Here is a 26115-nt window from a genome sequence, read left to right as displayed (position 1 = left end):
CCGACTCGTCGACACCTATATTCCACGCGTCCGCCGCGGCAGCTTCCCGCACCCGGCGCCGGCCGGGCTGCGCGAACGCGGGATTGAGTCAGATTTCGGCCGGTCAAAGCTTGGAGAAATGATGACGGAGTCCAGCGAGTCGACATCTCTGGTGCTATCGGCCGGGCCCGGCACGGCGGTGGCCACCCCCGCGGCGGAGGCCGGTGATCACGGGGCCCCGGCTCCCCAGGGCCTCCTCGCGGGATGGGCCCCGCGCCGGGTCATCAGGGCCAGGACGATCCACGGCGGGTTCGAGGCGCAGGCCTCGCGCGTTCCGCACAGCATCGCGGTACGCGCCCGGGGTCTGACCCTGACGTACGAGGAACTCAACACCCGGGCGAACGTCCTGGCACGCCAACTGCGCGCCCACGGCGTCAGCGCCGAGTCCCTGGTCGTCGTATGCCTGCCGCGCTCCGTGGAGTTGCTGGTCAGCTTTCTCGCGGTCATGAAGGCCGGTGGCGCGTACGTTCCCCTGTCGCCCGGTGACCCGGTTCGACGGCGGCGGCACATCGTGGAGGACGCGCGGCCCACGGTCGTCCTCACGGACGCCACCCACCGCGACGCCGAGGAGTTCGCCGACTCGACGGCCCTGTGCGTAGACGACCTGCTGGAGTCTGTCGCGACCGCGAGCCCCGCCGAGCGGAGCGACCTGGCCGAAGACGTCAGGCCTGAGCAACTGGCCTACGTCATCTACACCTCCGGTTCCAGTGGTCGACCGAAGGGCGTGCAGTGCCCGCACCACGGAGTGGCGAACTACCTGGACTGGGCTGTCGAGACCTACACCACTCTCGGCACCGACGGCGCTCCGCTCTTCTCCTCGGTCGGCTTCGACATGGTGGTGCCCAACATCTACGCGCCCCTGTGGTGCGGCCAGCCGGTGCGGCTCGTCCCCGACGACCAGGACCTGCCCGCGCAGATCTCCGAGGTGCTGTCCAGCGGCCCGTACGGCTTCATCAAACTGACGCCCGGTCAGCTCGACCTGATCACCTCGATGACCGATGCGGACGGGGCGCGGAGCCTTTCGGGGCTGCTCGCGGTGGGGGCGGACCTCTTCCCCGTGCAGTCGCTGCAGCGTTGGCGCGCCCTCGACACCACGACCCCCGTGCTGAACGAGTACGGGCCGACCGAGGCCTCCGTGGCCAATGCCTTCTTCATGACCCCGCCCGGCTTCTCCGGGGAGACCATCCCGATCGGCAAGCCGATCGAGAACACCTCCATGTACGTCCTGGACGACGATTTCCAGCTGGTTCCCGAGGGCGCGGAGGGCGAGATCTTCATCGGCGGGGTGTGCTGTGCCCGCGGCTACCTGGGCCGGCCGGAGCTGACCGGGGAGAAGTTCGTTCCGGACCCCTACGCCCCCGAGCCCGGGGCCCGGATGTACCGCACCGGAGACCGGGCGACCCGGGACGACCAGGGCAACGTGGTCTTCCTCGGCAGGTCGGACCGCCAGCTGAAGATCCGCGGCTACCGCGTGGAACCCGGCGAGACCGAGTCGGCGCTCCGGCGCCACCCGGACATCCATGACGCAGCCGTCGTGGGCCACCGCACCGGCCCCGATGCGCCGCTCGTGCTCAAGGCCTACCTCGTCGTCGACGGGGCCGTGCCGGAGGACCTTGTCCCGTGGCTGGCCGAACAGCTCCCGGACTACGCCGTCCCGCGGCAGTACGCCGCTGTCGACGCGATACCGCTCGACGCGAACGGGAAGGTCGACCGCTCCGCTCTCGCCCGGCAGGACCCGGAGCCCAACGAGGCCCCCGAAGGACCGGGGACGGAAAGCGTCGAGGACGTGCTGCGCGAGGCGTGGAAGTCCGTCCTCGGCGTCACCTCGGTGGCACCCGATGCGAACTTCTTCGAGCTCGGCGGCGACTCGATCTCCACCGTCCGCCTCGCGTCGAAGCTGCGTGAGCAGGGTTACGAGCTGAGCCTCACCGATGTCTTCCGCTGTCCGACGCTGCACGACCTGGCGTCGTCGGTGGTGCGCTCGGACACGGTGGCCGAGACCGCGCTCGACGTCAGCGGGCCGCTGCCCCCGACACCGATCCAGCAGTGGTTCTTCGATCGCGAGCCGGTGGACCAGGACCACAACAACCAGTCGATCCTCCTGGAGTGGCAGGGCGAACCCGAGGTCTTCGCGCTGGAGTCGGCTCTTGAGGCGCTGGTCGACGCCCACGACGCGCTCCGGCTGCGCTTCACGCTCGTCGACGGCCGGTGGCAACAGGAGGCCGGCGAGGCACCGCCCGGTTTCGAGCTCCTGACCGAGGTCTTCCTCGATCAGGACGCCGGTGGCGACCGCGGGCTCCAGGAAGTCGCCACCGAGTTGCAGCGCTCGCTCGACATCGAGAACGGGCAGGTGCTGCGCGCCGCGCTGATCTCCGGCGCCGGACGCCCGAGCCTGCTGCTGATCGCTGTCCACCACCTCGCGGTCGACACCTTCTCGTGGCCGACGATCGTGCGCGACCTGGACGTCGCCTACACGAACCTCGTCGCCGGACGTGAGCCCGGACTGCCCGAAGACTCATACGCGTTCTCCCAATGGGCGAGCGCGTTGGCCGCCGTACGTCCGCGCGAGGCCGCACTGACCGGAGGCGCGCAAGACACGCCGCCCGAGCCGGTGTCCCTCCCTCGGGACACCGCGGACGGCCCCAACACCGTGGGGGGTGTCGCGTGCGTCGACATGCGGCTGTCGGCGTCCGCCACCCGACAGCTTCTGCGGGTGACACCGAGCGACTACAGCAGTCCTGTGGAGGCGGTGCTCCTGACGGCGCTCACCGACGCGCTGAGTGCGGCCCACGACATGCCGGCGGTCTCCTTCGACGTGGAACGGCACGGCCGCGACAGCCGCGTTCCCGGCCCCGACCGCTCCGAGGCGGTCGGCTGGTTCGCGGGGGTGCACCGAGTGACGCTCGGCTCCTTCACCCTGGACGCGGAGAGCGACCCCGGGCTGCGCGACGCGGTGCACCGCGTGAAACACGCGCTGGCCACCGGGCCTTCAGACCGGCTGGGGTGCGACATCGAGGCCGCCCCCGCCAACCCGGGCAGAATCATGTTCAATTACTCGGGCCATCTGGAGACCCAGTTCCAGGCGGAGAACTTCACCGCGGCACTGGGCGCCGCCGGCGAGGAGCGCTCGGCCCGCCAAGAACGCAGCCATGACATCGAGCTCGAAGTCGAGGTCATCGACGACCGGCTCACCTTCCGCTGGCTCTACGCCCCCACGCTGCACACACTGCCGACGATCGAGTCGGTCGCGCGGCGCTGCCTGAGCGCCGTCGAGCTTCTGGTCCTGCGGGGGGCGGGGGCACGCACGGCACGGGTGCCGTCGGACTTCCCGCTGGCGTCCGTCACGCGGGAGCAGTTGGACGCGATCCTCAAGGAGACCGGTCGCACGGACGACGTGTACGACCTCACGCCCCTGCAGAGCGGAATGCTCCTGCACAGCCTCATGGGCAGCGGCTACGGAGGATGCCACCTCATCGACTGCGCTCCCGGCCTCGACGAGTCCGTGGTGGTCGAGGTGTGGCGCGAGCTCGTCCGACGCCACCCGGTGCTGCGCAGCACCGCACACTGGCAGGGCCTGGACCGGCCGGTCCAGGTGGTGCATCCGGTGGAGTCGGTGGACGTCGCGATCGCCGACTGGTCCGAGGACCTCATCGACACGGCGAGCGACCCGGCCCGGGACTGGCGCCCGCTGGTGACGGTGGCACGCACCGGCGAGGGCCGGCTCAAGGTGGTGCTCAACTGCCACCACCTGTGGATCGACGGTTGGAGCGTCGGCGTGCTGACCGAGGAGGCGAGCCGCTTGTACGCGGCGCTGACAGGCGGCGGAGAAGAGCTGCCGGCGCCGGTGCCGTACCGCCGTTTCGTGGAATGGCTGAGCGACCCGCAGCGGCAGCACGCGGCCCGTACGTACTGGACGGACCGGCTCGCGGACAGCCGTGCCTGCTATCTCGACTCGCCCGGCCGGGCTGCCGGGGGCGAGGAGCGGCTGCTGACCGTCGATCTGTCGGCGGCCACCAGGACGCACTTCCAGCGTCTGGTGAGCAGGCACGGTGTGACGCCTGCCGTCGCCACTCTCGCGGCGTGGGCCGTCACGGTGTCGGCGGCCGTCGGCCGTGACGACGTCATGGTGGGCTGCGTGGTCGACGGGCGCACCTGGGACCTCGCGAAGATGGACCGCGTCGTGGGGCTGGTGATGAACACCGTGCCGGTCGTCTGGGATCCGGCCGGTGCGGCGACGGTGGCCACGGCGCTGGCCGGTCTCAGGGACCAGCTGAGCGACTCCGTGCGCCACGGCCACCACTCCCTGGCCGACCTCCAGCGGAGCGTGCCGGACGCGCAGGGTGAGCCCTTCGACACCATCTTCGTCGTCGAGGACGTGTCGGACGGGAGCTCCGCCCTGACGTTCCGGCGGGCGCTGGGGTACGAGGAGGTGCACTACCCGCTCTCACTCACCCTCCTGGTCGAGGACGGCCGGCCGGTCGCGCTCCGGTTCGCCTTCCACGAAGGGGGACTTGACCCGAAGTGGGTCCGGACGCTGGCCGACCGCGTTGTGGTGGCGCTCGAGTTGCTGGAGTCGCACGCTTCCGGGCCGGCGGCCGCGCTCCGGACGATGCTGTAGGGAAGCCGGGCAGAGGCGCCCCCGTGCGCGGTATTCGCGGGGGGACGCCTCCGCCCAAAAATGTGGGGCCGGGCGGGAATTGTGTCCCGGCCGGCCCCACCACGTTTCCGGCTATCGCGCGGGAAGCAGATCGGCGAAGTGGACGGCTTCGCCCGTGCACCCCCGGCGGAGTTTCGGTGAGTCGTGCCCGATGCCGAGCTCCAGCCGGTGTGCCCCGCGCTCGATGGCTGCCCGCAACGGGCCCAGCAGACAGCCGAAGTGGTAGACCGCTCCGCGGTCGAGGCCCGGTGTGTCGAGGATTCCCAGGGTGTGTGCGTCCATGGTGTCGTCGAACATCCGGCACAGCATGTGGGCGATCACCTTCCCCTGCCACCGGGTGCGGACGAAGAAGTGCTTCCCCGGGCGCCGGCGGTAGTTGCCGATCCGCCACCTGACGACGTCGGGGGATTCCTCCATGTCGTTGCGCCGGGAGACGCCGGCGATGCCCGTGGCGGCTTCCGCGACGACCTCGTCCGAGAAGGGCACGACGTCGTGGTCGAGGCCGAGTTCCTCGGCTTCGCGGATGTCCCGGATCCAGTGCCGTCGGCGCTTCGCCGGAAGGCGCTGCAGAAACTCCTCGATGCCGGTGGCCCCGCCGATCTCCAAGGTGCACCAGACGCCGTGCTCACGGAGGGCGGCCGACGGCGCGGCGTCCAGGTACGCCGGCAGATCGGTGGAGGTCAGGAACGGGGACAGGACCGCGTCGGAGGTCTGCGCCGCACGGTCGACGGCCTCGGCGACGAGTGCGGCCAGCAGCTCACGGCGCTCCTCGGGCCCGATGCCGGCGAGGGAGCTGCCGGACCGCAGGCGGGCCGGTCCTCCGCCGATGAAGGCCGCCGACCCCTGGTGCGAGGTCAGGCCGAGATACTGGCGGTAGTCGCCGTTGAGGGACTCGACCTGCTTGACCGTCACCACGGGCAGCCGTCCGCGCCCCCGCCCGGTTCGTGCCTGGACCTCGAAGTAGTCGAGCCTGACGTCCAGTGCGCAGAGCGCCCTGTCGTCCCTCATGGCGAGAGCGTTGCGGGCCAGGACGGGCTCGGTGACGACGTCGGGGAACGGGCTGGTCACCATGCCCTTCGCCCGTTCCACAACAACTCCCGTACGTCCTCGGGCCATTCGGCGGGGCGTGGGCCGTGGGCGGACACGAGCGCGAACGCGAGCCGTTCCAGGCCGAAGCCGACACAGGCGCTGTGGACCGGTTCCCCGTCCGCCGAGCGGATGTCGAAGATCCGGCCGAAGTGATCACGGTGGTAGTTGATCGACGCGACCGCGACGGGGTGATCGCCGATCGGGACGACCACCTCGGCCTTCATCCCCTCCTCCCGCTGGTTCTCGGCCATGACCTGGCCGCTCGTCCCGAAGAACGGGTCCGACGCGGCCTCGACCTCCACCTTGAGGCCGAGCCGCCGCACGAAGGCGGACGCGCGCTCGTACCACTGGCCGAACCAGGCGGAGGCCTCGGCCGGACTGCCGATCCGCACGAACTCGCGCAGCCGGAACGACACCAGGCGTCCCGGTTCGGTCGACGGCTCGTGCCGGAAGCAGAATCCGCTCGCGTCCACCGTCCGGCCCTCTTCCACCACGGTCCCGCCGAAGAGGGGGTACACGGAGTAGCACACGGCCGGGGCCAGGACGAAGTCGGTCAGTCGCGTATGCCCACTCCAGTCCTCGCCCGTGGTGACGGCCCGTTCCAGGCTCTCGTGTGCGCACTCGTCGCCCTGGAACGCGTGCACCGCGCCGAAGAGTTGGGGGAACGAGGCCACGTATTCGCTCTTCTCGAACACGGCACGCGGAATGACGGGCGGGAAATGGAGTTCGGTGGGCTCCATTTCCGTCACTTCCACGGAAAGTGCCTTCGTCAGGCCTGAATAGACTGATTCGAGTTCCGCACCCCATCCGTACAGTCCGGTGGCCGTGTTGACCAGGAGACCGTGGTTGCGCAGCTCATCCGGGAGGCTGGCCGGAACCCTCTCCCCGAGCCCCTTCATCGTCTCGTCCGTCATCTTTGCTCCATCCTGGAGGAGAGTTCGATCACTGACTGCCACCAGTTCCCAGTCGCACCTCGACTGGCGCCTGGAATATAGGCTCGTCCCGCCCGCCGCCGCACACGGCAGCGCCCTCCCGGAGGCTTTCCTTCGTCCGCCCCGGCACGACGTATGCGCAGATCACAGTGGTTGCGCCTCCTCCACGAAGATGAACTTTTCAACCAGTTCAGCCCGGTGGTGGATAGTGATCCGCCTCGCCCGGAAGCTAACTTCTCCACCGAATGGTTCGACTCCCCGCGAACAATGCGGGGTCTTCCCGCTTCTCGCTCAGAAATTCATGGAGTGGCCATGCCCATTGAGGAAAAGTTCACCGTGGTGGTCAACCACGAAGAGCAGTACTCGATTTGGTGGTCCCATCGACCGCTGCCGCCCGGTTGGGACGACGCCGGCTTCAGTGGAAGCCGGGAATCGTGCCTCTCCCACATCTCCGAGGTATGGACCGACATGCGTCCACTCAGCCTGCGGAAGCGTATGGACGGAGCGCCCGCGTGACGAACGGGAACAGCGTGTCGGTCACGGAGGAGCAGGCGCAACCGAGCACGCCTGCCACCGACATCGAGAAGGTCATCGGCGGAATCTTCCAGGACGTGCTCGCCACGGACGACCCCGTGGACGTCACACGCGACTTCTTCCGCATCGGCGGCACGTCCATCCTGGCCGCCAAGGTCGTCGCCCGTGTTTCGGCCCGCTACCGGGCCCAGTTGTCCCTGCGGACCATCTTCGAGTTCCCGACCGTCCGAGAGCTGGCGCAGGTGGTCGAAGCCGAGATCCGAAGTGACGTTTCCGGCCTCTCGGACGCCGAGGTCGTCGCACTGACGACACGTGAGAAGTGAGGACAGGCATGGCCGAGGACATTCAGGCCCTCCGAGACCACATCCTGAGAAGCCGCCTCGAAGGCACCGCGACAGCGGCGGCCCCCATCGCACCCCTGGCCGGACGCGGCGATCGCGTGCCCCTGTCGCCCAGCCAGCGCCGGCTCTGGTTCCTCGACTCGATCAACCCGGACAGCGACGAGTACCACGTGCCCATGGTGCTGCGGCTGCGCGGGGCGGTCGACGCCCCGGCCCTGCGGCGGGCCTGGGAGCGGGTCCTGGAGCGCCACGAGGTGCTGCGGACCCGCTACCGCATGGAGCGGGAAGAGCCGGTGCAGGAGGTGACCGGCGGTCCGGCAAACACCTTCGTCCACAGTGACCTCCGCGAGGAGGCCGCCGAACTGCGGGAGAGCCGCGCGCAGGAAGCGGTGCGGCGGCTGGCCCACTCCCCGATGTCCCTGGCCGAGGGCCTGGTGGCCCGTGCGGGCCTGGTCACGTTGGCGTCGGACGACCACTACCTTGTGGTGTCGATCCATCACATCGCCTTCGACGCCTGGTCCGAGCCGATCCTCTGGCGTGAACTGGCGCTGGCCTACCGGGCCGAGACGGGCGACAGCAGCGTGGAGTTCCCGCCCCTGCCCATGCAGTACGCCGACTACTCCGAGTGGCAGCGCACACGCCTTCTCGACGGCACGCTGGCGGAGTCCCTCGCGTTCTGGAAGCGGCAGCTCTCCGGTGTCACGCCCCTGGAGCTGCCGACGGACCGCCCGCGCCAGGCGGTGCGGTCCTCCGCGGGCGCCTCACTCCCGATCACCGTCCCGCCGGCCGTCGCGGAGGCCGTCCGGGCAGCCGCGGCGGAGCACGGCACCACTCCGTTCCTGGTGCTCCTGACGGCCTTCCAGATGCTCCTGAGCCGCTACACCGGCCAGCGGGACATCGCCGTGGGCGTGCCCATGGTCGGCCGGGACGAGCAGGCGACGCAGGAGCTGATCGGCTGCTTCGTCAACACGGTCGTCATCCGCACCGGCTGGTCCGACGACCCCGCCTTCGCCGATCTCCTGCGCCGCAACAAGTCGCGGTTCCTCGACGCGGTGGAGCACGCGCAGATCCCGTTCGACGTCCTCGTCAACGAGCTGGCGCCGGACCGCGACCTCTCCACGCCGCCCCTGGCCCAGGTGATGTTCAGCTACGGGAACGGAGACCCGGAGGGGATCGCGCTCGCGGGGGTCGAGGCCACCCGCGTGACGCCGCTCAGCGAGAGCTCCAAGCTGGACCTGACCCTGCAGATCGACTCCGCGGCCGACGGCACCATGTCCGGGGCCCTGGAGTACTCGACGGCGCTGTTCGACCCGGACACCGTGGGGCGGTTCGTCGGCAACTTCTTCGAGCTCCTGCGGAGCGCGACCAGCAGCCCCGACACGCCGCTGTCCGATCTCCCGTACATCACCGAGCAGGAGCTGGACGAGCTGCTCGCCGCGGCGGACGGCGGCACCGCCGACCGGCCCCGGGGAGCGCTGCACGAGTTCATCGCCGAACAGGCCCGGCTCGCGCCGGACGCGCCGGCCGTCCTGGCCGGTGACACGGCCCTGACCTTCGGTGAACTGGACGCCGCGGCGAACCGTCTCGCCCAGCACCTGCGGAGCCGCGGTGTCGGACCCGGCTCGGTCGTCGCCGTCCATCTGCCGAGGAACGCCGAACTCGTCGTCGCGCTCCTCGCGGTCCTCAAGGCCGGCGCCGCCTACGCCCCGCTGGACCCCGGTGACTCCGCGACGCGGCGCGGCTACATCCTGAGCGATGCCGGTGCCCGGGTCGTGGTGACCGACGAGCCCGGCGCCGACGCCCTTGCCGACGGCCTGGACGGGCTCACCGTCGTCCTGGTCGACCGCGACGCCCGGCTCATCGGCGTACAGCCGCCCGACGATCCGGGCCTTCCCTTCGCCCCTGACGCTCTCGCCTATCTCATCTACACCTCGGGAACGACCGGGCTGCCCAAGGGAGTCATGGTCACGCACCACGGGCTGATGAACTACCTGTGGTGGACGGTCGACACCTATCTGCGGGCGCCGGGCGGAACCGCGCTGTTCTCCTCCGCGGCCTTCGACCTGGGTGTCCCGAACCTCTACACCTCGCTCCTGCGGGGCCGCCCGGTCCACCTGCTGCCCGACGGCGAACCCGCGGAGCTGGGTGCGCGGCTCCTCGCGTGCGGGCCGCTGAGCTTCGTGAAAATGGCACCGGGGCACCTCGAACTCCTTGCGGAGCAGCTCGATCCGGAGCAGCGCCGAGCACTCGCGGGCCTCGTCATCGCGGCGGGCGACCGCTTCACCGGCACGCTGGCCAACAGCTGGCTGGCCGACGCCGGTCCGGGCAGTGTCGCCGCCGAATACGGTCCGACCGAGATCACGGTCGGCAACAGCGGCTGCCGCCTCGAACGGCCCGTCGACACGGAGCTCGTCTCGATCGGCACGGCCATGCCCAACACCACGATGTACGTCCTCGACGCGCACATGCGCCCCGTGCCCTTCGGCGTCGTCGGCGAGGTCTACATCGGCGGGGCCGGAGTCACCCGCGGCTATCTGGACAAGCCCCACCTCACGGCGGAGAAGTACCTGCCCGACCCGTTCTCCGCGGAGCCGGGCGCACGGCTGTACCGCACCGGCGACCTCGTGGCCCTGCGGCCCGACGGCGACGTGGACTTCGTGGGCCGCGTGGACAAGCAGGTCAAGATCCGCGGCTACCGGGTGGAGCCGGCCGAGGTGGAGAGCGCCATGGCCGCGCATCCCGGCGTACGGACCGCCGTCGTGGTGGCGCGGCAGACCGACGGCGGCCGGCCCGAGCTGGTCGGCTATGTGATGCCCGCGGCCGGGAATGACGCCCCCGGCCAGGCCGCGCTCCGCGCCTTCGTCGGCGAGCGGCTGCCCGAGTACATGGTGCCGTCCGCGATCGTCGTCCTGGACGCGCTCCCGCTGACCGACGTCGGGAAGATCGACACCGATGCGCTGCCTGCGCCCGACCGGCAGTCCCGCGGCATCAGCAGCGACCTCGTGGCACCCCGCTCCGACGCCGAGGCGGAGATCGCGGCGGTGTGGCGCGCGGTGCTCGGCACCGGCGACTTCGGAGTCCGTGACAACTTCTTCGTCATCGGCGGGGACTCGGTGCGCGCGGTGGCCGTGGTGGGCGCCCTGCGCAGGGAGGGGTACCACGTCACCGTGCGGGACGTCTTCGAGCACCGCACCGTCGAGGCCTTCGCCCGGATCCTGGGCCCTCGCTCCGCGGACAGTGTCGACGCGCCCGTGGTACAGCCGTTCGCGATGCTCGACCCGGCCGACCGGGCGCGCATACCTGACGGGGTGACGGACGCGTACCCGCTGTCCCGCATCCAGCTCGGGATGATCCTCGAAATGGAGTCCTCGGGCAACGAAGGCAACTACCACAACGTCACCTGCTATCTGGTCCGTGACGGCCGCCCCTACCGCCACGACCTCTTCCAGGCCGCCATCGACGCCACCGTCGCCCGGCACGAGGCCCTGCGCACCACGATGGACCTCACGACCTACAGCGAGCCGCTCCAGCTCGTGCACAGCGAGGCGTATCTGCCCGTGGGGTTCGCGGACGTCCGCCGGCTGTCGCCATCGGCGCAGCGGGACGAGGTGCGCGCCTACATGGCCGCCGAGCGCGACCGGCGGTTCGATCTGAACACCGCGCCGCTGTTCCGGTACTTCACCCACATGTGCGAGGACCAGTGGTGGGTGACCTTCACGGAGTTCCATCCCATCCTCGAGGGCTGGAGCTTCCACGTACTTCTCTCCGAGGTGTTCGGCCGGTACCACGCCCTGCACGACGGCACGGAGTACACGCCCCAGCCCCTGCCCCAGATCCGGTACGCCGACTTCATCGCCTTGGAGCGGAAGGACCTCGAGGACCCGGCGCACGCCGGTTACTGGCGCGACGTCGTGGCGCACCACGCCAAGCTGGAGCTGCCCTCCGCGTGGGGCGCCGGTTCGGGGCCCGTGAAGCAGCTGGTCGCGCCGTACGACGATCTGCTGGACGACTTGGCCAAGCTGGCCCGTACGGCGGACGCGTCGCTGAAGAACGTGATGCTGGCGGCCCATCTCTCGGTGATGAGCATGATCACCACAGAAGAGGCGTTCTCCACCGGCCTGGTGTGCGACACCCGGCCCGAGGCCGAGGGCGCGGACCGGGTCGCGGGCCTGTACGTCAACACGGTGCCCTTCCCCTTCCGCCGCGGCGCCCGGACCTGGCGGGAGCTGGTCCAGCAGGTGCGCGACACGGAGATCGAGATGTGGCCACACCGCCGGTATCCGCTCGGCGAGATCCAGGAGGGCAGCCGCCATGCCCGCATGATCGATGTCGCCTTCGTCTACCTGGACTTCCATGTCCTCGACTGGGACCTCATCGACGACGACGCCGTCGTCGACGAGAGCCCGAACGAGTTCCGGCTGATGGCCGTCGCCCAGACCGGCCAGCTGACGGTGTACAGCCGTCCGGGGGACGCGGGTCCGCACGCCCAGGCCATGCTGGGCTCCCTGTACCGCGCGGTCCTGGAAGCGATGGCGGCCGACCCGGACGGTGACACCGGCCAGGTGCTGACGCCTCCGGCGTACCACTCCGTGGCCTATGGGCCGGAGTCGACCGTGGCGCTCGGCGAGCGGGCGGGCGCGCCCGTCACCGCCGCTGACGAGGAGCCGTCCGTCCACGGACTCGTGGAACGCCAGGCCGACCGCACGCCGCACGCGCTCGCGGTGGTCTGCGGCGAGGACGAACTGACCTACCGCGAGCTGAATGCCCGCGCGAACCGGCTCGCACGCCGCCTGACCGCCACCGGCGTAGGGGCCGAAGCGGTCGTCGCCGTCCACCTGGAGCGCTCCGTCGACCTCGCCGTCGCCTATCTGGCCGTCCTGAAGGCCGGTGGTGCCATCCTCCCCGTCGATCCCGAATACCCACTCCAGTGGCGACGCGCGTTGCTGGCCCAGGCCGGGCCCGACGCGCTCGTCACCGAGGAGGCGTGGCTGCCCGATCTCGGCGACATCCGGATACCGGCCGTCTGTCTGGACGCCGATCCCGGTCCGCTGGCCCACGCGGCGGACTCCAATGTGCCGGGCAACGGTTGCGGAGGCGACCAGCTCGCGTACGTGATCTACACCTCCGGATCGACGGGGCGGCCCAAGGGCGTGGAGAACACCCACCGCGGGCTGGTCAACACGCTGGAGTGGGGGCAGCGGCGCATCCCGCTGGGGCCCGACGACGCGGTGCTGCAGATGGTCCCGATCAGCTTCGACGTATCGCTGTGGGAGATCTTCAGGCCGCTGACCGTGGGCAGCCGACTCGTGCTGGCGCGGCCCGGCGGGCACCGGGACACCCACTATCTCGCCGACCTGGTGGCCGACCAGCGGGTCACGGTGATCCACCCCGTGCCCTCGGTGCTCTCGATCTTCCTGGACACGCCCGGGGTGGCGGGCAAGTGCGCCGGTCTGCGCCACATCGTGCCGGCCGGCGAGGCGCTGCCGGTCGAGCTGCGGCAGCGGACGATGCGGGAGCTGCCGGGCGTCCGGCTCCACAACCACTACGGCCCGGCCGAGACCGCGATCATCGCCACCGCCTGGGAGTGCCGGTCGGACGACGGACGGACCACGGTGCCCATCGGCCGCCCCATCGGCCGCAGTTGGGCTCTCGTGTGCGACCGCGACCTCAATCCGGTGCCGACGGGCGCGACGGGTGAGCTCTGTCTGGCCGGCGACCTGATGGGACGCGGGTACCGGGGCGCCCCTGCGCTGACCGCCAACCGGTTCGTTCCCGCGCCGCTGGGCCTGCCGGGCGAGCGCATGTACCGGACCGGTGACCTGGCGAGGATGGGGCCGGACGGCGTCATCGAGTTCCTGGGCCGCATCGACCGGCAGGTGAAGCTGCACGGCGTACGCATCGAACCGGGCCAGATCGAGACGGTCCTGGTCGAGCACCCCGCGGTCCGCGACGCCGTCGTGGTGGTGGACGGTTCCGGCGGCGGGAAACGGCTCCTGGCGTACGTGGTGCCGCACACCGAGGTGCTCGTCGCGGATCTCCGCGGCTGGTGCCAGGAGCGGCTGCCCCAGGCGCTGGTGCCGAGTTCCGTGGTCCTCCTGGGATCCTTCCCCCTCTCGCACAACGGAAAGCTCGACCAGGCGGCGCTGCCCGCGCCCGCCGCGGTGCCGACCGGCCCGCAGTCGGCTCCTCGGAGCCGGACGGAGCTGGAGCTGCTGCACATCTGGGAGCGGATCCTGCGGACCCCCGGCATCGGTGTCGAGGACGACTTCTTCGAGGCCGGCGGGAACTCCCTGCTCGGTGTGCGTCTCATCTCGATGATCAGAAAGGAGCTGGGGATCAGCCTGCCGATGGCCAGCCTGCTGGAGGCCCCGACCGTGGCGGCCCAGGCCGCCTCCCTCGTCGCCCAGCGCCCCCGGCAGCCGCGGACCTTGCTCCCGCTGCGACTCGGCACCGGACGCCCCACGTTCTGTGTCGCGCCCGTCGGAGGCACCGCGTTCTGCTACCTCGACCTGGCACGGTCGCTGCCCGGCGACGGCCCGGTCCTCGGGTTGCAGTCGATCGGCGTCGAGCCGGGCGAGGAACCGCTGACCAGCGTCGCCGACATCGCCGCGGGCCATCTCGCCGTCGCCAGGGAGGCCCAGCCCGAGGGCCCGTTGCGGCTGGCCGGCTGGTCGTTCGGTGGTCTGGTGGCGTACGAGATGGCCCGGCAGTGCGCCGAGAAGGGCGAGGAGGTCGAGCTGCTGGCTCTGCTCGACCCGGCCCTGCCGCCCGCGCTCCTGCCGCACCCACCGGACGCGAACCGCCCCGACGACCAGGAACCGGACGTCATCGCGGCCTACCTGTCCTTCCTCGACCGGCTGCACGAGGTCGACCTGGCCGTCGAGGCGGAGACGCTGGCGGCGCTGCCGCCGGCAGCACGGCGCCAGGAGCTGGTGGCCCGGATGCGCGCCGCGCAACTCGTCCCGGCGGACGCTGCCACGGGTGAGGAGCTGCGTCTGTTCGAGGTCTTCCGTGCGAACTGGCGGGCTCTGAGGGACTTCCGGCCCCTGCCCTATCCGGGCCGCGCCCTGATCTTCAGCGCCGGCGACGCGGCCGAGGACGAGCAGGCCGCCGCGGCCGGCCGGCAGTGGCTGCGGCTGTGCACGGGCGATACGACGGCCCTCTCCCTCACCGGCGACCACTACGCGGCCGTGAAGGCCCCCAACACCGACGTCGTGGCCCGTGCTGTGGCGGCGTCCTGATGTCCCTCTCGGATCGCGCACTGGAGCAGAAATGACGGAGAACAGCCCTCTCACCACGACCCTGGAGAAGGACTCGATCTACCTCGACCTGGACGTACGACGGGAGGTCAAGCGGCTCGCCGAGCTTCTGGCGGAGAGCGCGCCGGGCCTGCTGGACGAGCCCCGCTGGCTGGCGGCGGCCCGTGATGTGTCCTGCGCCCTCCCGACCGCCCTGCGCACGGCACTGCGGAACTTCTCCGCCGACTCCGGCCAGGCGGGCGTACTGCAGATACACGGCCTGCCGGTCGGGCCCCTGCCCTCCACTCCCACCCGGCAGGAGTCCGTGGAGCGCCGGGCCACCGTCCCGGCGTCGGCACTCGTCCTCTGCGCCATGGCGCTGGGTGAGGTGGTCGGCTTCGAAGGCGAGAAGAGCGGCGCCCTGGTGCAGAACGTGGTTCCGGTGCCCGGTGAGGAGCGGAGCCAGAGCAACGCCGGGTCCGTGAACCTGGAGATGCACACCGAGAACGCGTTCCATCCCCACAGGCCCGACTTCGTCGCCCTGTTCTGCCTGCGCCAGGACCCCGACGGAGAGGCCGGACTGCGTATCGCCTCGCTGCGGCGGGCGATCGGTCTGCTCTCCGCCGAACAGCGGGAGATCCTCGCCGAGCCCCGCTTCAGGACCGATCCGCCGCCCTCCTTCAACGGATCGGGCTCGACGGTGGCGCACGGGGCCATCTCCGGTGCGTACGAGGATCCGGACGCCCAGGTGGACTTCCACGCCACCACTCCCCTGGACGCGAGTGCCGGGCGGGCCATGGCCGCTCTCCGTGAGGCCCTCGAAGCGGTCGTCGACACCGTCTACTTCGCCCCGGGCGACCTGGCGATCGTCGACAACCGGGTCGCCCTGCACGGACGTACGCCGTTCACCCCGCGGTACGACGGCCAGGACCGTTGGCTGCACCGCGCGTTCATCCACACCGACGCCCGCCGGTCCCGGGCCAGGCGCATGGGAGGCGGACATGTCGTCAGCTGAGCACCCGTCCGCACGGCGCACCCGAACACGGCACGTCCCGACCTCACCCTCCTCCTGGGCCGGCGCACGCCGCCGGAGCCTGATCGCCACGACAGGTGGTAACCATGCCTGATTCTTTGACCGTTGCCGGCACGTCCCGCTCCCGCACCTCTCCGCGGATCGACGGCGCGCGCCTGCTCGACCGGCTCGACCGCCTGGCCGCCATCGGCGGCGCCGAGGACGGCGGCGTCACCCGCATGGGCTTCAGCGACGCCGACCAGGAAGGGCGGGCCCATGTCGCCCGGCAGGCGGTGGAGGCCGGGCTGACCGCCACCGTCGACGCCGGCGGGAACCTGCTCATGCGGCGCCCCGGGGACCACCGCCGCTCCACCCGGCCCCCGGTCCTCGTCGGCTCCCATCTCGACACCGTCGCCAACGGCGGCCGGCTGGACGGGGCCTACGGCGTCATCGCGGCGCTGGAGGTGCTGCAGACCCTGCACGAGGCCGGTGCCGAAACGGACCACGAGACCGTCGCGGTGGGCTTCGCCAACGAGGAGGGCGCGCTCTTCCCCCAGCCGTTCTGGGGCTCCATGGTGCTCGCCGGGCGACTGGACGCCCTGCCCAGCGAGCCGGAGGACTACGCCGGCAGGCCGCTGCGGGAGGCCCTGGCCCGGGCGGGCGGCGATCTGTCCCGGCTCAAGACGGCCGCGTGGGCTCCGGGTTCCCTCACCGCGTACCTGGAACTCCACGTGGAGCAGGGGCCCGTCCTCGAACGGCTGGGCAGGTCCATCGGCGTGGTCGAGTCCATCACCGGACGGGTCCAGATGTCCGTACAGCTGCACGGCAAAGCCGGGCATGCGGGCACCACGCCCATGGAAGGGCGCCAGGACCCTCTCGTCGTGGCGGCGCGCCTGATCAGCGCCGTGCAGAGCCTGGGGCAGGAGGAGAAGCTGTGCCGCGTGGCCACCGTGGGCCGGATGGAGGTCCAGCCGAACTCCCCCAACACCATTCCGGATGTGGTGCGGCTCGACATCGACCTCCGGGACAGCGACCCCGCCCGGCTCGACGCGGCCGAGCAGACCGTGCGCACGGCACTCGCCGCCCTGGCACGCTCGGGGAACGTCCGCGCGGAGATCGAGTCGACCATGCGCAGCGCTCCCGTGCACACGGACCCGGCAATCCAGGAGGCCATCGCGGCGTCGGCGACCGAGCTCGGACACGCCCACGCGACGCTGCCCAGCGGAGCGGGGCACGACGCGCAGATCGTGGCCGATCTCGCCCCCGTCGGAATGATCTTCGTGCCGAGCATCGACGGCGTCAGCCACGTCCCCTCGGAACGCACCGCCCCCGAAGACCTGGTCGCAGGTGCCGAGGTGCTGCTGCGCACGGTGCTGAAGCTCTGACCGGCCCCCTTCCCGCGTCGCGCGGAGCGATCCGCACGGCGCGCTCCTCCTCAACGCTGTGAAAACGCTGTGAATCGGAGACACGAATGCCCGACATTCATCGACGTGCCGCGGTCATCGCCACGTTCTGCGGCGCACGTCCCGGCACGGACCCCGCGTATGTCGCTCTCGCCGAGGACTTCGGTGCCGCGCTGGGCCGCCGGGGCTGCGGACTGGTCTACGGCGCCGGGGGCGTCGGCGTGATGGGGGCGGTGGCCGGAGCGGCGCTGGCCCACGGCGCCTCCGTCACCGGAGTGGTCCCGCACGACCTGCACGAACGGGAGCGGTCCCAGAAGGCGCCGGGGCAGATCTTCGTCGTACAGAGCATGCACGAGCGCAAGGCGCTGATGTACCGGCTCGCCAGCGCCTTCGCGGTCCTGCCCGGTGGCTTCGGGACTCTGGACGAACTCATGGAGGTGGCCACCTGGAACCAGCTCGGCATGCATCGCAAGCGGGTGGTCCTGGTCAACGCGAAGGGCTACTTCGACTCGCTCCTGGGCTTTCTCGACATCGTGGCGCGGGAGGGCTTCATGACTTCCGAGGAACGCGACCTCATCCATGTCGCCGACCATGTCGACGAGGCCCTCGACCTGCTGACGGCGGAACCGTGGGAGTCCGTCGCGGCAGCCACCGTCCCCGCGGCAGAACGCCTCCCCCTCACGACGTGATCCTCCGGCACCCCGCACCCGGATGCGCCAGGCCTTCTTCGAGGCCTGGCGCATCCGGGTGCGTTCCGTCCGCTCAGGCCGCGGCCCTGCCGCGGGCCCTCTGCCGGAACACGGTGGAGGGTGCCGGGCGGCGGAGCGGAGCGTGGACGAGCATCACTACGTCGAGCCGGCTGGTCAGTCCGAGTTTCTTGAGGATTCCCCGCACATGTGTCTTCACCGTCGAGTGGGCCAGCGTGAGCGAGGCGGCGATCTCCATGTTGGACCGGCCGCGGGCGAGCAGATGGAAGACTTCCCGCTCCCTGGGGGTCAGGAGGCGGATGTGTGCCGCCTCACCCGCCCTCTCCTCCAGCGCGCGGTGGGCGAGCCGTTGTGCGAGGCGCCGCTCCACCGGGAGATAGCCGGCGGCGAGGAGCCTGACCGAGGAGACCAGGTCCGCGGAGCTCACGCGTGATCTCTCGAGGACGCACGCCCCCAGCCTGAGCAGTTCCGGGTCCAACTGGACACCGTCGTCGGCGAGAAGGACCAGCGGCCGGTCCGCCAGGTCGACGAGCGAGCGGATCCGCTGCGCGTGGACTTCACCGGCGCCCCGGAGCCCGGAGGCGTCGATGACGAAGAGATCCGGATCCCCTCGTCGTCGCACCTGCGGTATGTCGGCGAAATCCGCTGCTTCGCCCACCACGTCGACCGTCCGGTCGACCGACAGCATGGACCGGATCCCGTCCCTGACGAGTGCTTCGGCGGCGATGATGGCTGCCTTGGTGTGCATCACCCGACTCCCTTCTTGTCACCACAGGTGGCTTGTCGTCACAGCTCTCTTGTCGTCATGGCTCTTGGCGTCACAGCTCCTGTCGTCACAGGTCGACCAATGAGGACGACTGCCAGTCCGCGACGGCCGTGTCCGGCCCACCGCCGTGCACCAGGAACGCGAGGAGCGATTGGAGATCGTGGGCGAAGCGTTCCACGGACGCCGCGTCGAAGAGGTCGGTGGCGTAGGTGAACGAGCAGGAGATCTGCTCCTTCGACTCGACACAGGTCAGATCGAGGTCGAACTTCGACGAGGACATCGGCCAGTGCCGGTGCGTCGCCGTGGCGCGCGGCAGGGCCCAGTGCGGCATGTCGTCAGGCGTCTCGTGGGAGAAGAACACCTGGAAGACAGGGTTGCGGTCCAGATGCCGTTCGGGACGCAGCTCCTCGACGACTTGGTCGTAGGAGACCCGGTTGTACTTCATGGCGCCGAGGGTGGCCGCCCGTACCTCCCTCAGGAGGTCGCGGAAGGTCCGGTCACCGGAGACCGGGCAGCGCAGCACCATGGTGTCGGTCAGGAAGCCGACCAGCTGGTCGAGTTCGGGAAGGGAGCGGCCTCTCATCGCCGCGCCCACCGCGATGTCGTCCTGCCCGCTCCAGCGGGCCAGCACGGCCTGGAACGCGGCCAGCAGGACCATGAACGAGCTGGCGTTCTCCTCGCTGCCGAGCTTCCGCAGGCCGAGGACCACGTCCGGCGCCAGCGTGCACTCGACGGACGCGCCGTGTCCCGACCAGTAGGGAGGCCTCGGCCGGTCGGCGGGCAGTTCCAGGACAGCCAGGCCCTTCAACTGGTCGCGCCAGTACGCAAGATCGGCATCGCGCTCCTCGGCCGGCCGTCGCCGGGCCCACACGGCGTAGTCGAGGAACTGGAGTCGGGGCTCCGCGAGCCCGTCCTGCTGCTCGCCGGCCGCCCGCCGGTACAGGGCCTCCAGATCGCGCAGCGCTGTGGAGAGCGAACTGCCGTCGATGGCGATGTGGTGGAAGACCAGCAGGAACCACGCCTCGCCCGCATGGCGGTGGTCCGTGAAGAGCCCGGCCCGCAGGAGCGGTGCCATACCGAGGTCGAACGGCTCCTCGGCGAAGGCGCGCACCTTCTCGGGGATGCCGCCCCCGGCGAACTCCACGGAAGCCCGGGACAGTTGGAACCGACCCGCATCGCCTGGCCGGACGACCTGGCGGGGGCCGTCCTCCCCGGCGACGAACACGGTCCGCAGGATCTCGTGGCGCCGGACCAGCGCGTCGAGCGCCTCCTCGAGTACCGCGGGGTCCACCTCCCCCGACAGGTGCCACAGCGAGGGCACGTTGTAGTGGTAGCCCACGGGGTCGAGGCTCTGGATGATCCACAGCCTCTCCTGACCGGCCGAGAGCGGCCCCTCGGTCCGCCCCGCGCTGCGCGTGGGCCCCGGGGTGCCGGCCGCCGCCTCTTGGAGGGAACCGGTCGCGGCGGCCATGCCTGCGACCGTCGGGTGCTCGAAGACCACCTTGAGCGGTACGTCCCTCCCGGTTGCGGCGCTCGCCCGGGAAGCGAGCTGGAAGGCCAGCAGGGAGTGTCCACCGAGGTCGAAGAAGTTGTCGTGCACGCCCACGGCGTCAAGCTTCAGCACATCGGCCCAGATCGCCGCCAGCAGGGCCTCTGCCGGGTTCGCGGGCTCGGCGGCAGGTGTCGCGGAGGCGCGTGCCGGGGCCGGGTCGGGCAGTGCCTTGCGGTCGATCTTGCCGTTCGGCGTCATGGGGAAGGCGTCCAACTCCACAACGACAGCGGGCACCATGTGGGCCGGCTGCACCGCTTGGAGCGCCTTGCGCGGCTCGGCGCTCCCCCTGGCCCCGGCGGCCCTCGTCACGTACCCGACCAATTGGGCGTCGCCCGTGGCATCGGGGCGGGCGACGACGGCCGTACCGGTCACTCCGGGCAGTGCGGCCAGCGCCGCCTCGACCTCCCCCAGCGCAATTCGGAATCCGCGGATCTTCACCTGGTCGTCGACGCGTCCCAGGAATTCCAGCGCACCGCCGGGCAGCCGCCGGGCGAGGTCTCCGGTCCGGTAGAGACGGCCGCCCGGCGGGCCGAAGCGGTCCGGCACGAACTGCCGCTCCGTCAGCGCGGGTTGGTTGAGATACCCGCGGGCGACTCTGTCGCCGCCGATGACGATCTCCCCCACCTCGCCCGGTCCGACCTCTCTTCCGTCCTCGCCCAGCAGATGGACGCGGGTGCGGGACACGGGCCGCCCGATGGGAACGGTGTCCCCCTCCGCCACCGCGCCGACCTCCTGGACCATGGCGGTGATGGTCGTCTCGGTCGGGCCGTAGACGTTGAGGACGCGCTTTCCGGCGAGGCGGGTGCGGGCTGCCCGCACGATGCCGGAGCGGATCACGTCGCCGCCCGAGATCACCAACCGGACGGTGTCCAAGCCGGTGCTCTCGCGCAGCACCGCGTCCAGGTAGACCGGCGTCATGTTGAGGACGGTGACGGCATGCTCGTCCACGTACCGGATCACGTCCTGGGGCGCGACGACGTCGTCGGGCTGGATGACCGTGGTCGCCCCGCAGATGAGCGGTGTGAGCATCTGCTCGATGGACACGTCGAACGCGGCACTCACCGTGACGAGGGTCCGGTCGTCCTCGGTGTAGCCGAAGGCCTCCGCGATCGCGGCCAGATGACTGCTCAGGGCGGCGTGCTCGACCATCACGCCCTTCGGCTTCCCGGTCGAGCCGGACGTGTAGATGACGTACGCGAGATCTCGCGGACCGAGCGTCGGCCGGCCGGCCGTACGTGTCCTCTCCATTTCCGGCTCGTCGAGGACGACGGTCCGGGCCGGGCCGTCCGCGAGTCCGGGGGCGAGCGCCCGTGTGGTCAGGACCACCGGTGCCGCCGTGTCCCGCAGGACGAACGCGTTGCGGGCCGCGGGGTACTTCGGGTCGAGGGGCACATAGACTCCCCCCGCCTTCAACACGCCGAGCAGCGCCACCACCAGGTGCGGCGAACGCTCCACTCGGACCACCACGGGAACCTCCGGGCCGACGCCGGCGTCCCGCAGCCGCCCGGCCACCTCGTCGGCCCGCGCGTCCAGCTCGGCATAGGTGAGCGACTGCGTTCCGGAGAGCACCGCCGGGGCGTCCGGCCGGGCCTGGGCCCGGGCGGCTATCAACTCATGGACGAAGCCCTGATCGGGCATTGAGGTAGTCAACGCTCATTGCTCCAGACGTCATCGAGGGGTTACGGATGCGGAGTTACGGCGGCTGCGGGCCGTGCCGCGGTGGCCTCAGCTGTCCGGCAGCCGCCAGCGTGCGAGGCGGGGGGTGCGCTCGATCGCCCGCTGGCATGCCGCGCGGGCGACGAGCAGTGCCTCGGCCTCGTTGTCCGCGAGGAGGAAGAACGCCAGGTCGACGTTGCCCGTGGTGGGGCGGGTCCACAGGTGTTCGATGCGGTCGCCGGGAATGAAGTGGTCGCGAAGCAGCTCACCTATATCGGCTGCGGCGGCTTGCTCTCCGCGGGGGACGGTTAATCGAAAAGTGATCATGTGCATGGCGGTCTCCGTGGTGACTGCCGTGCTTCATGGGACGGATCAGGCCGGGTCACCGTCGGCGGGCGAGCTCCACCCGAATCCGTCGTCGGCGACGGTGTGCTGAGTGACCGGCGTGTCCTCGACCGCCACCACGGAGGTACCCGCACCGACGGCGACGAGCAGGACAGCGGGGGCAAGCAACAGTGCGGCGATCCGAGGCATGGCAGACTCCACCCGTTGAGGAAGCAAGGGATTTACCGCTTTTGGCGGCATTTACGCCCTGAAGGGCGTTGCGTTCGATGGGCAAAGCTTTGCCCACCCGGCCCGGCCATGTCACGAGCCCGGCACCGACACCAAGGTGCCTGGCACCTTCGAGACACGGCGGCACACGCTTCTGCGACCGCATGTCATCCAGCCAACCGGCGATGCCTTCCGGCCGCGGCCAACGCCCTCTTCAAATAAGGCTGGTGAATGAACAACAATCATTGGTCGCGATCAGAATCGGTCACGAGGAGGTCCGTCATGCTGCAGATTCTGGGACTGTCACAGCGATCGGAGACGGTGTACCGGGCCATGCTGCGTCGCCCCGACCACGGTGTGGCGGCTCTTGCCTCGGACACCGGACTGACCGAGAGCACGGTGCGCGAGGCCCTGAACGAGCTGGCGTCCTTGGAACTGCTCAAGCCGTCCGACCAGGAGGCGGGTGCGCTGCGGCCGGTCAGTCCCACGGTCGGCCTGACCGCACTCCTTGCCAACGCCGAGGCCCAGGCCGTCGCACAGCAGGCGCGGGTCGATTCCACGCGCGTCGCGATCGCCTCGATCGCCGCCGAACAGGACCGCCCGTACGACGACGACCGCGCCCTGCGGCTGGAGGGGCTCGACGCGGTGCGGGCCCGCCTCGAAGAGCTCCAGCAGGCCACCGCCTTCGAATGCCTGTCCCTCAACCCTGGTGGCGCCCACCGCCCCGACGCACGGCAGGCCGCCGCCCCGCTGAACGAGGAGGCGCTCAAGCGCGGTGTCACCATCCGGGCGGTGTGCCGCGAGAGCTTCCGCAACGACGCCGACACCCTCGCGTACGCGCGGTGGCTGACCGGGTACGGCGGCCAGATGCGCACCGTTCCTCTGGTGCCGATCCAGATGATCGTCGTCGACCGGAAAACCGCCATCGTGCCGATGGATCCCACCAACCCCAGAGCCGGCGCCCTGGAAATCCATACGCCCGGCACGGTGAGCGCCCTGTGCGCACTGTTCGAGCAGGTCTGGGAGCACGGAACTCCCTTCGGCGAACAGCCTCCCACCGACCCCAACGGCTGCACTCCCACCGAGCGGGTCCTCCTCCACATCATCGCCGCCGGAGACACCGACGAGACCGCCGCCCGCCAACTCGGCGTCTCCCTGCGCACCGTCCGCCGCATGATGTCCAGCCTGATGGAACGTCTCGACGCGACCAGCCGCTTCCAGGCCGGTCTGAACGCCGCGAAGCGCGGCTGGCTGTGACCGCGTACCTCTCAGGAGGTTGACGAGCCGCGGATGCCCTTGCTGCGTGTCGCCGTCACCGCGGCGACGGCCACCAGGGCGGGGAAGACCAGCATGGCCTGTACCGGGCCGAAGCGGGCCAGGAGGGCACCGGCCAGGGCGGGGGCCAGCGCGGCGGCCGAACCCGCGGCGAGCAGTACGCCGCTGACCACGCGGCCTTGCAGGTGGTCCGGTGTGACGGCGGCCTGGTGGGCGAAGAGCGCCGCGTTCGCCGTGGGGCCGAGGAACACGGCGGCGGCCAGCGGTATCGCGGCCGGCACACTGCCCGCAAGGAGCGTGCTCACCGCCATCAGCGCGGCGGTCGTCCAGCACAGCAGCCTCATCAGGACGGGCAGCCGCAGCCGCCGCTGCAGGGCGGGTGCCACGAGGGCGCCGAGGAAACCGCCGAGCGCGAAGATCGTACCGGCGAGACCCACCATGGCCGGGGAGACGCCCGCGTCGAGCAGGGCGAGTGTCATCGCGAAGATCATGCCGGTGAAGGCCATGTTCAGCGGCGCGGCGATCAGCAGCAGGGCGCGCAGGAAGGGGTGGCCGAGGAGGAAGCGCAGGCCCTGCACCGCGGAGACGAGGGCGGGCTGGGCCGCCTCCCGCCGGGCCTCCCGTCGGGTCTCCTGGAGAGGCCGCCGGATACAGGCGACGGCCACGAGGGAGAGCAGGTGGCTCAGCGCGTTGCCGAGGAAGGGCAGGGCGCGGCCGAGCCCGAACAGCAGGCCGCCCAGCGGCGGGCCGGTCAGCGAGACGGCGTACGCGCGCGCCTCGTTGCGGGCGACGGCCGAGGTGAGCTGATCGGGGCGGACCAGGCTGCGTATCGAGGCGTGCTCGGCCGTGCTGAAGACGGCCGTGGCGGCGGCACCGGCGATCACCACCGCGACGATCACCGGCAGGCTCGCGGTGCCCGCCGCCACTGCCCAGCCGAGCAGGGCATACCCCGTGAGCCGCAGTACGTCGCAGGTGATCATCAGGCGACGCCGGTCGAGGCGGTCGGCGAGGACACCGGCCGGGAGTCGGCACACCATCGTGGTGACGAGTCCGGCGGTGCCGACGAGCCCGGCCTGCGCAGGGGATCCGGTCTGTTGGAGCACCAGCAGCGGAAGCGCCAGTTCCACCATGGCGCCGCCGAGGTCGGACAGGCACTGCCCGGACCACAGCAGGTTGAAGTCGCGGTTGCGCCACAGCCCCGGCGGGCGGTCGCCGTCCGCCGTCGCGGCGCTGCCCTCGCCGACGGACGGCCGGCTCACACCGGGCCCCCGGCGGACGCGGTCCCGGCTGCCTCGTCCTGTACGGGCTCCGCGTCGTGCGGCCCCCCGGCGCTCCGCGCGTTGCCGGGCTCCGGGCGGTCAGGGGCGGCTGCCGCCTCCACCGGGTCCGGGCACGGAATGACCAGCATCTTCGTGACGGATCCGTCGTCGCCGACGACGTCCCGGACGTGGCGGAAGCCCAGGCGGCGGCAGAGCGCGAGGCTGGCGGTGTTCTCGGCGCCGACCATGCCGTAGGCCTCGCTGAGTCCGAGGTTGTCGGCGGCGTGCCGGAGCAGGCCTCGTACGGCCTCGCCGCCCAGTCCCTGCCCCCAGTACGCGGGGGCGAGGGCGGTGACGAGTTCATGGCCGTCGACGTTGCCGGTGGGCTTCACCTCCGCGTGTCCGACGTAGGCGCCCTTCAGCCACAGGCCCCACACGTCGAACCGGCGCGTGGGGTAGACATCGTTGAGGATGGCGCGGAACACCTCGCGCAACTGCGGTTCGGGCACGCGCTCTTGGCCCATCCAGCGGCACACCTCCTCGTCCCGCAGCAGCGCGACGAAGTGGTCCTCGTGTTCGGGTCGGTAGGGGAGGAAATCCAGGCGTTCGGTGTGCAGGGCGGGGGTCATGGCGGGCTCCTCGGGAGTGCGGTGCTGCCGTGCGGTGGTGGGCCGAGGGCGGTGGGGCGCCGGGACGGCGACGCGTGGGGGCGGGGGTGGGGCGCCGGGCCGGCGCGGGTGCGGGTGCGGCCGGCCCGGCGTGCGGGTGCGCAGGTGCGCGGGTGTTCGGGTGCGCGGGTTGTGCGGGCCGGTCAGGCCCCGGCGTTCTCCATGCGCTCGCGCAGGCTCTTGGGCCGCATGTCGGTCCAGACCTCGTCGACGTAGGCGGAGCACTCGGCCTCGGTGCCCTCCTTTCCGACGGGCTGCCAGCCTGCGGGCACCTCGATGTCGGCGGGCCAGAGGGAGTACTGCTCCTCGTCGTTGCGCAGCACCTGGTAGCGGGTGTTCTCGTCCATGTCGCCTTCTTTCGTAGTTCGATTCGGGTGGTCGATGAGTAGTCGGGGTGGGTGGTCGGAGCTCGGGGTGCGCGAGGGCCGTGCCGGG

General features: G+C 71.0%; 17 protein-coding genes. 8 read left to right on the top strand and 9 right to left on the bottom strand.

The features are described from left to right. The first annotated feature begins 118 nt into the window (after positions 1 to 118). The gene (locus tag ACZ56E_RS03335) at positions 119 to 4657 is read left to right on the top strand and encodes an amino acid adenylation domain-containing protein (RefSeq protein WP_471210469.1); all 4539 of its coding nucleotides are present in this window, start codon (positions 119 to 121) and stop codon (positions 4655 to 4657) included. A 111-nt stretch (positions 4658 to 4768) separates the two neighbouring features. Here ACZ56E_RS03335 and ACZ56E_RS03330 read toward each other — a convergent pair whose 3' ends face one another. Beyond that, positions 4769 to 5785: a hypothetical protein gene (locus ACZ56E_RS03330; RefSeq protein WP_471210468.1), complete on the bottom strand. Its 1017-nt coding sequence runs from the start codon at positions 5783 to 5785 to the stop codon at positions 4769 to 4771. Next, complete coding sequence (locus ACZ56E_RS03325; RefSeq protein WP_471210465.1) at positions 5761 to 6699, bottom strand: class-II aminoacyl-tRNA synthetase family protein; 939 nt, start codon at positions 6697 to 6699, stop codon at positions 5761 to 5763. Before ACZ56E_RS03325 ends, ACZ56E_RS03330 begins: the two co-directional genes overlap by 25 nt. Positions 6700 to 7029: 330 nt before the next feature. Between ACZ56E_RS03325 and ACZ56E_RS03320 the strand changes: the two genes are divergently transcribed. The 6 genes from ACZ56E_RS03320 (at position 7030) to ACZ56E_RS03295 (ending at position 17934) form a co-directional block, all read left to right on the top strand. After that, on the top strand, positions 7030 to 7233 hold the full coding sequence (locus ACZ56E_RS03320) for an MbtH family protein (RefSeq protein WP_468084340.1): 204 nt from the start codon (positions 7030 to 7032) through the stop codon (positions 7231 to 7233). Further along, the gene (locus tag ACZ56E_RS03315) at positions 7230 to 7574 is read left to right on the top strand and encodes a phosphopantetheine-binding protein (protein ID WP_471210462.1); all 345 of its coding nucleotides are present in this window, start codon (positions 7230 to 7232) and stop codon (positions 7572 to 7574) included. Before ACZ56E_RS03320 ends, ACZ56E_RS03315 begins: the two co-directional genes overlap by 4 nt. An 8-nt stretch (positions 7575 to 7582) precedes the next feature. Continuing rightward, positions 7583 to 14833 (top strand): amino acid adenylation domain-containing protein, encoded by a 7251-nt coding sequence (locus tag ACZ56E_RS03310; protein WP_471210459.1) that lies wholly within the window; start codon positions 7583 to 7585, stop codon positions 14831 to 14833. A 31-nt stretch (positions 14834 to 14864) separates the two neighbouring features. Then, positions 14865 to 15845 carry a TauD/TfdA family dioxygenase gene (locus tag ACZ56E_RS03305; protein ID WP_471210456.1) on the top strand — a complete coding sequence of 327 codons (981 nt, stop codon included), beginning with the start codon at positions 14865 to 14867 and terminating at the stop codon, positions 15843 to 15845. 104 nt (positions 15846 to 15949) lie between these two features. Beyond that, a complete protein-coding gene (locus tag ACZ56E_RS03300; RefSeq protein WP_471210453.1) occupies positions 15950 to 17227 on the top strand; it encodes a M20 family metallo-hydrolase in 1278 nt (425 codons plus the stop codon). An 86-nt stretch (positions 17228 to 17313) separates the two neighbouring features. Further along, positions 17314 to 17934 (top strand): LOG family protein, encoded by a 621-nt coding sequence (locus tag ACZ56E_RS03295; protein ID WP_471210451.1) that lies wholly within the window; start codon positions 17314 to 17316, stop codon positions 17932 to 17934. A 73-nt stretch (positions 17935 to 18007) separates the two neighbouring features. Here ACZ56E_RS03295 and ACZ56E_RS03290 read toward each other — a convergent pair whose 3' ends face one another. The 4 genes from ACZ56E_RS03290 to ACZ56E_RS03275 form a co-directional block, all read right to left on the bottom strand. Beyond that, complete coding sequence (locus ACZ56E_RS03290) at positions 18008 to 18700, bottom strand: LuxR C-terminal-related transcriptional regulator (protein ID WP_471210450.1); 693 nt, start codon at positions 18698 to 18700, stop codon at positions 18008 to 18010. Positions 18701 to 18785: 85 nt separating this feature from the next. After that, the gene (locus ACZ56E_RS03285; RefSeq protein ID WP_471210448.1) at positions 18786 to 21908 is read right to left on the bottom strand and encodes an amino acid adenylation domain-containing protein; all 3123 of its coding nucleotides are present in this window, start codon (positions 21906 to 21908) and stop codon (positions 18786 to 18788) included. A gap of 87 nt (positions 21909 to 21995) precedes the next feature. Beyond that, positions 21996 to 22259, bottom strand: coding sequence for a hypothetical protein (locus ACZ56E_RS03280; protein WP_471210445.1), 264 nt, complete (start codon positions 22257 to 22259; stop codon positions 21996 to 21998). A 39-nt stretch (positions 22260 to 22298) separates the two neighbouring features. Further along, positions 22299 to 22460 carry a hypothetical protein gene (locus tag ACZ56E_RS03275; protein WP_471210443.1) on the bottom strand — a complete coding sequence of 54 codons (162 nt, stop codon included), beginning with the start codon at positions 22458 to 22460 and terminating at the stop codon, positions 22299 to 22301. Between the two features lie 300 nt (positions 22461 to 22760). Between ACZ56E_RS03275 and ACZ56E_RS03270 the strand changes: the two genes are divergently transcribed. Further along, on the top strand, positions 22761 to 23735 hold the full coding sequence (locus tag ACZ56E_RS03270) for a LuxR C-terminal-related transcriptional regulator (protein ID WP_471210440.1): 975 nt from the start codon (positions 22761 to 22763) through the stop codon (positions 23733 to 23735). 11 nt (positions 23736 to 23746) lie between these two features. On the opposite strand, the gene ACZ56E_RS03265 is transcribed toward ACZ56E_RS03270, so the two are convergent. The 3 genes from ACZ56E_RS03265 to ACZ56E_RS03255 all read right to left on the bottom strand — a co-directional run bounded on the left by ACZ56E_RS03265 (position 23747) and on the right by ACZ56E_RS03255 (position 26027). Next, the gene (locus ACZ56E_RS03265) at positions 23747 to 25012 is read right to left on the bottom strand and encodes an MFS transporter (RefSeq protein WP_471210437.1); all 1266 of its coding nucleotides are present in this window, start codon (positions 25010 to 25012) and stop codon (positions 23747 to 23749) included. Continuing rightward, positions 25009 to 25641, bottom strand: coding sequence for a GNAT family N-acetyltransferase (locus ACZ56E_RS03260; protein ID WP_471210435.1), 633 nt, complete (start codon positions 25639 to 25641; stop codon positions 25009 to 25011). The genes ACZ56E_RS03265 and ACZ56E_RS03260 overlap by 4 nt, the downstream gene beginning before the upstream one ends. A gap of 182 nt (positions 25642 to 25823) precedes the next feature. Next, positions 25824 to 26027: an MbtH family protein gene (locus ACZ56E_RS03255; protein ID WP_067045059.1), complete on the bottom strand. Its 204-nt coding sequence runs from the start codon at positions 26025 to 26027 to the stop codon at positions 25824 to 25826. Between the last annotated feature and the right edge of the window lie 88 nt (positions 26028 to 26115).

It is taken from the genome of Streptomyces sp. NPDC039480 (assembly GCF_055597165.1).
The sequence above is the reverse complement of the archived record's forward strand: the minus strand, read 5'-3'. Positions and strand labels throughout refer to the sequence as shown.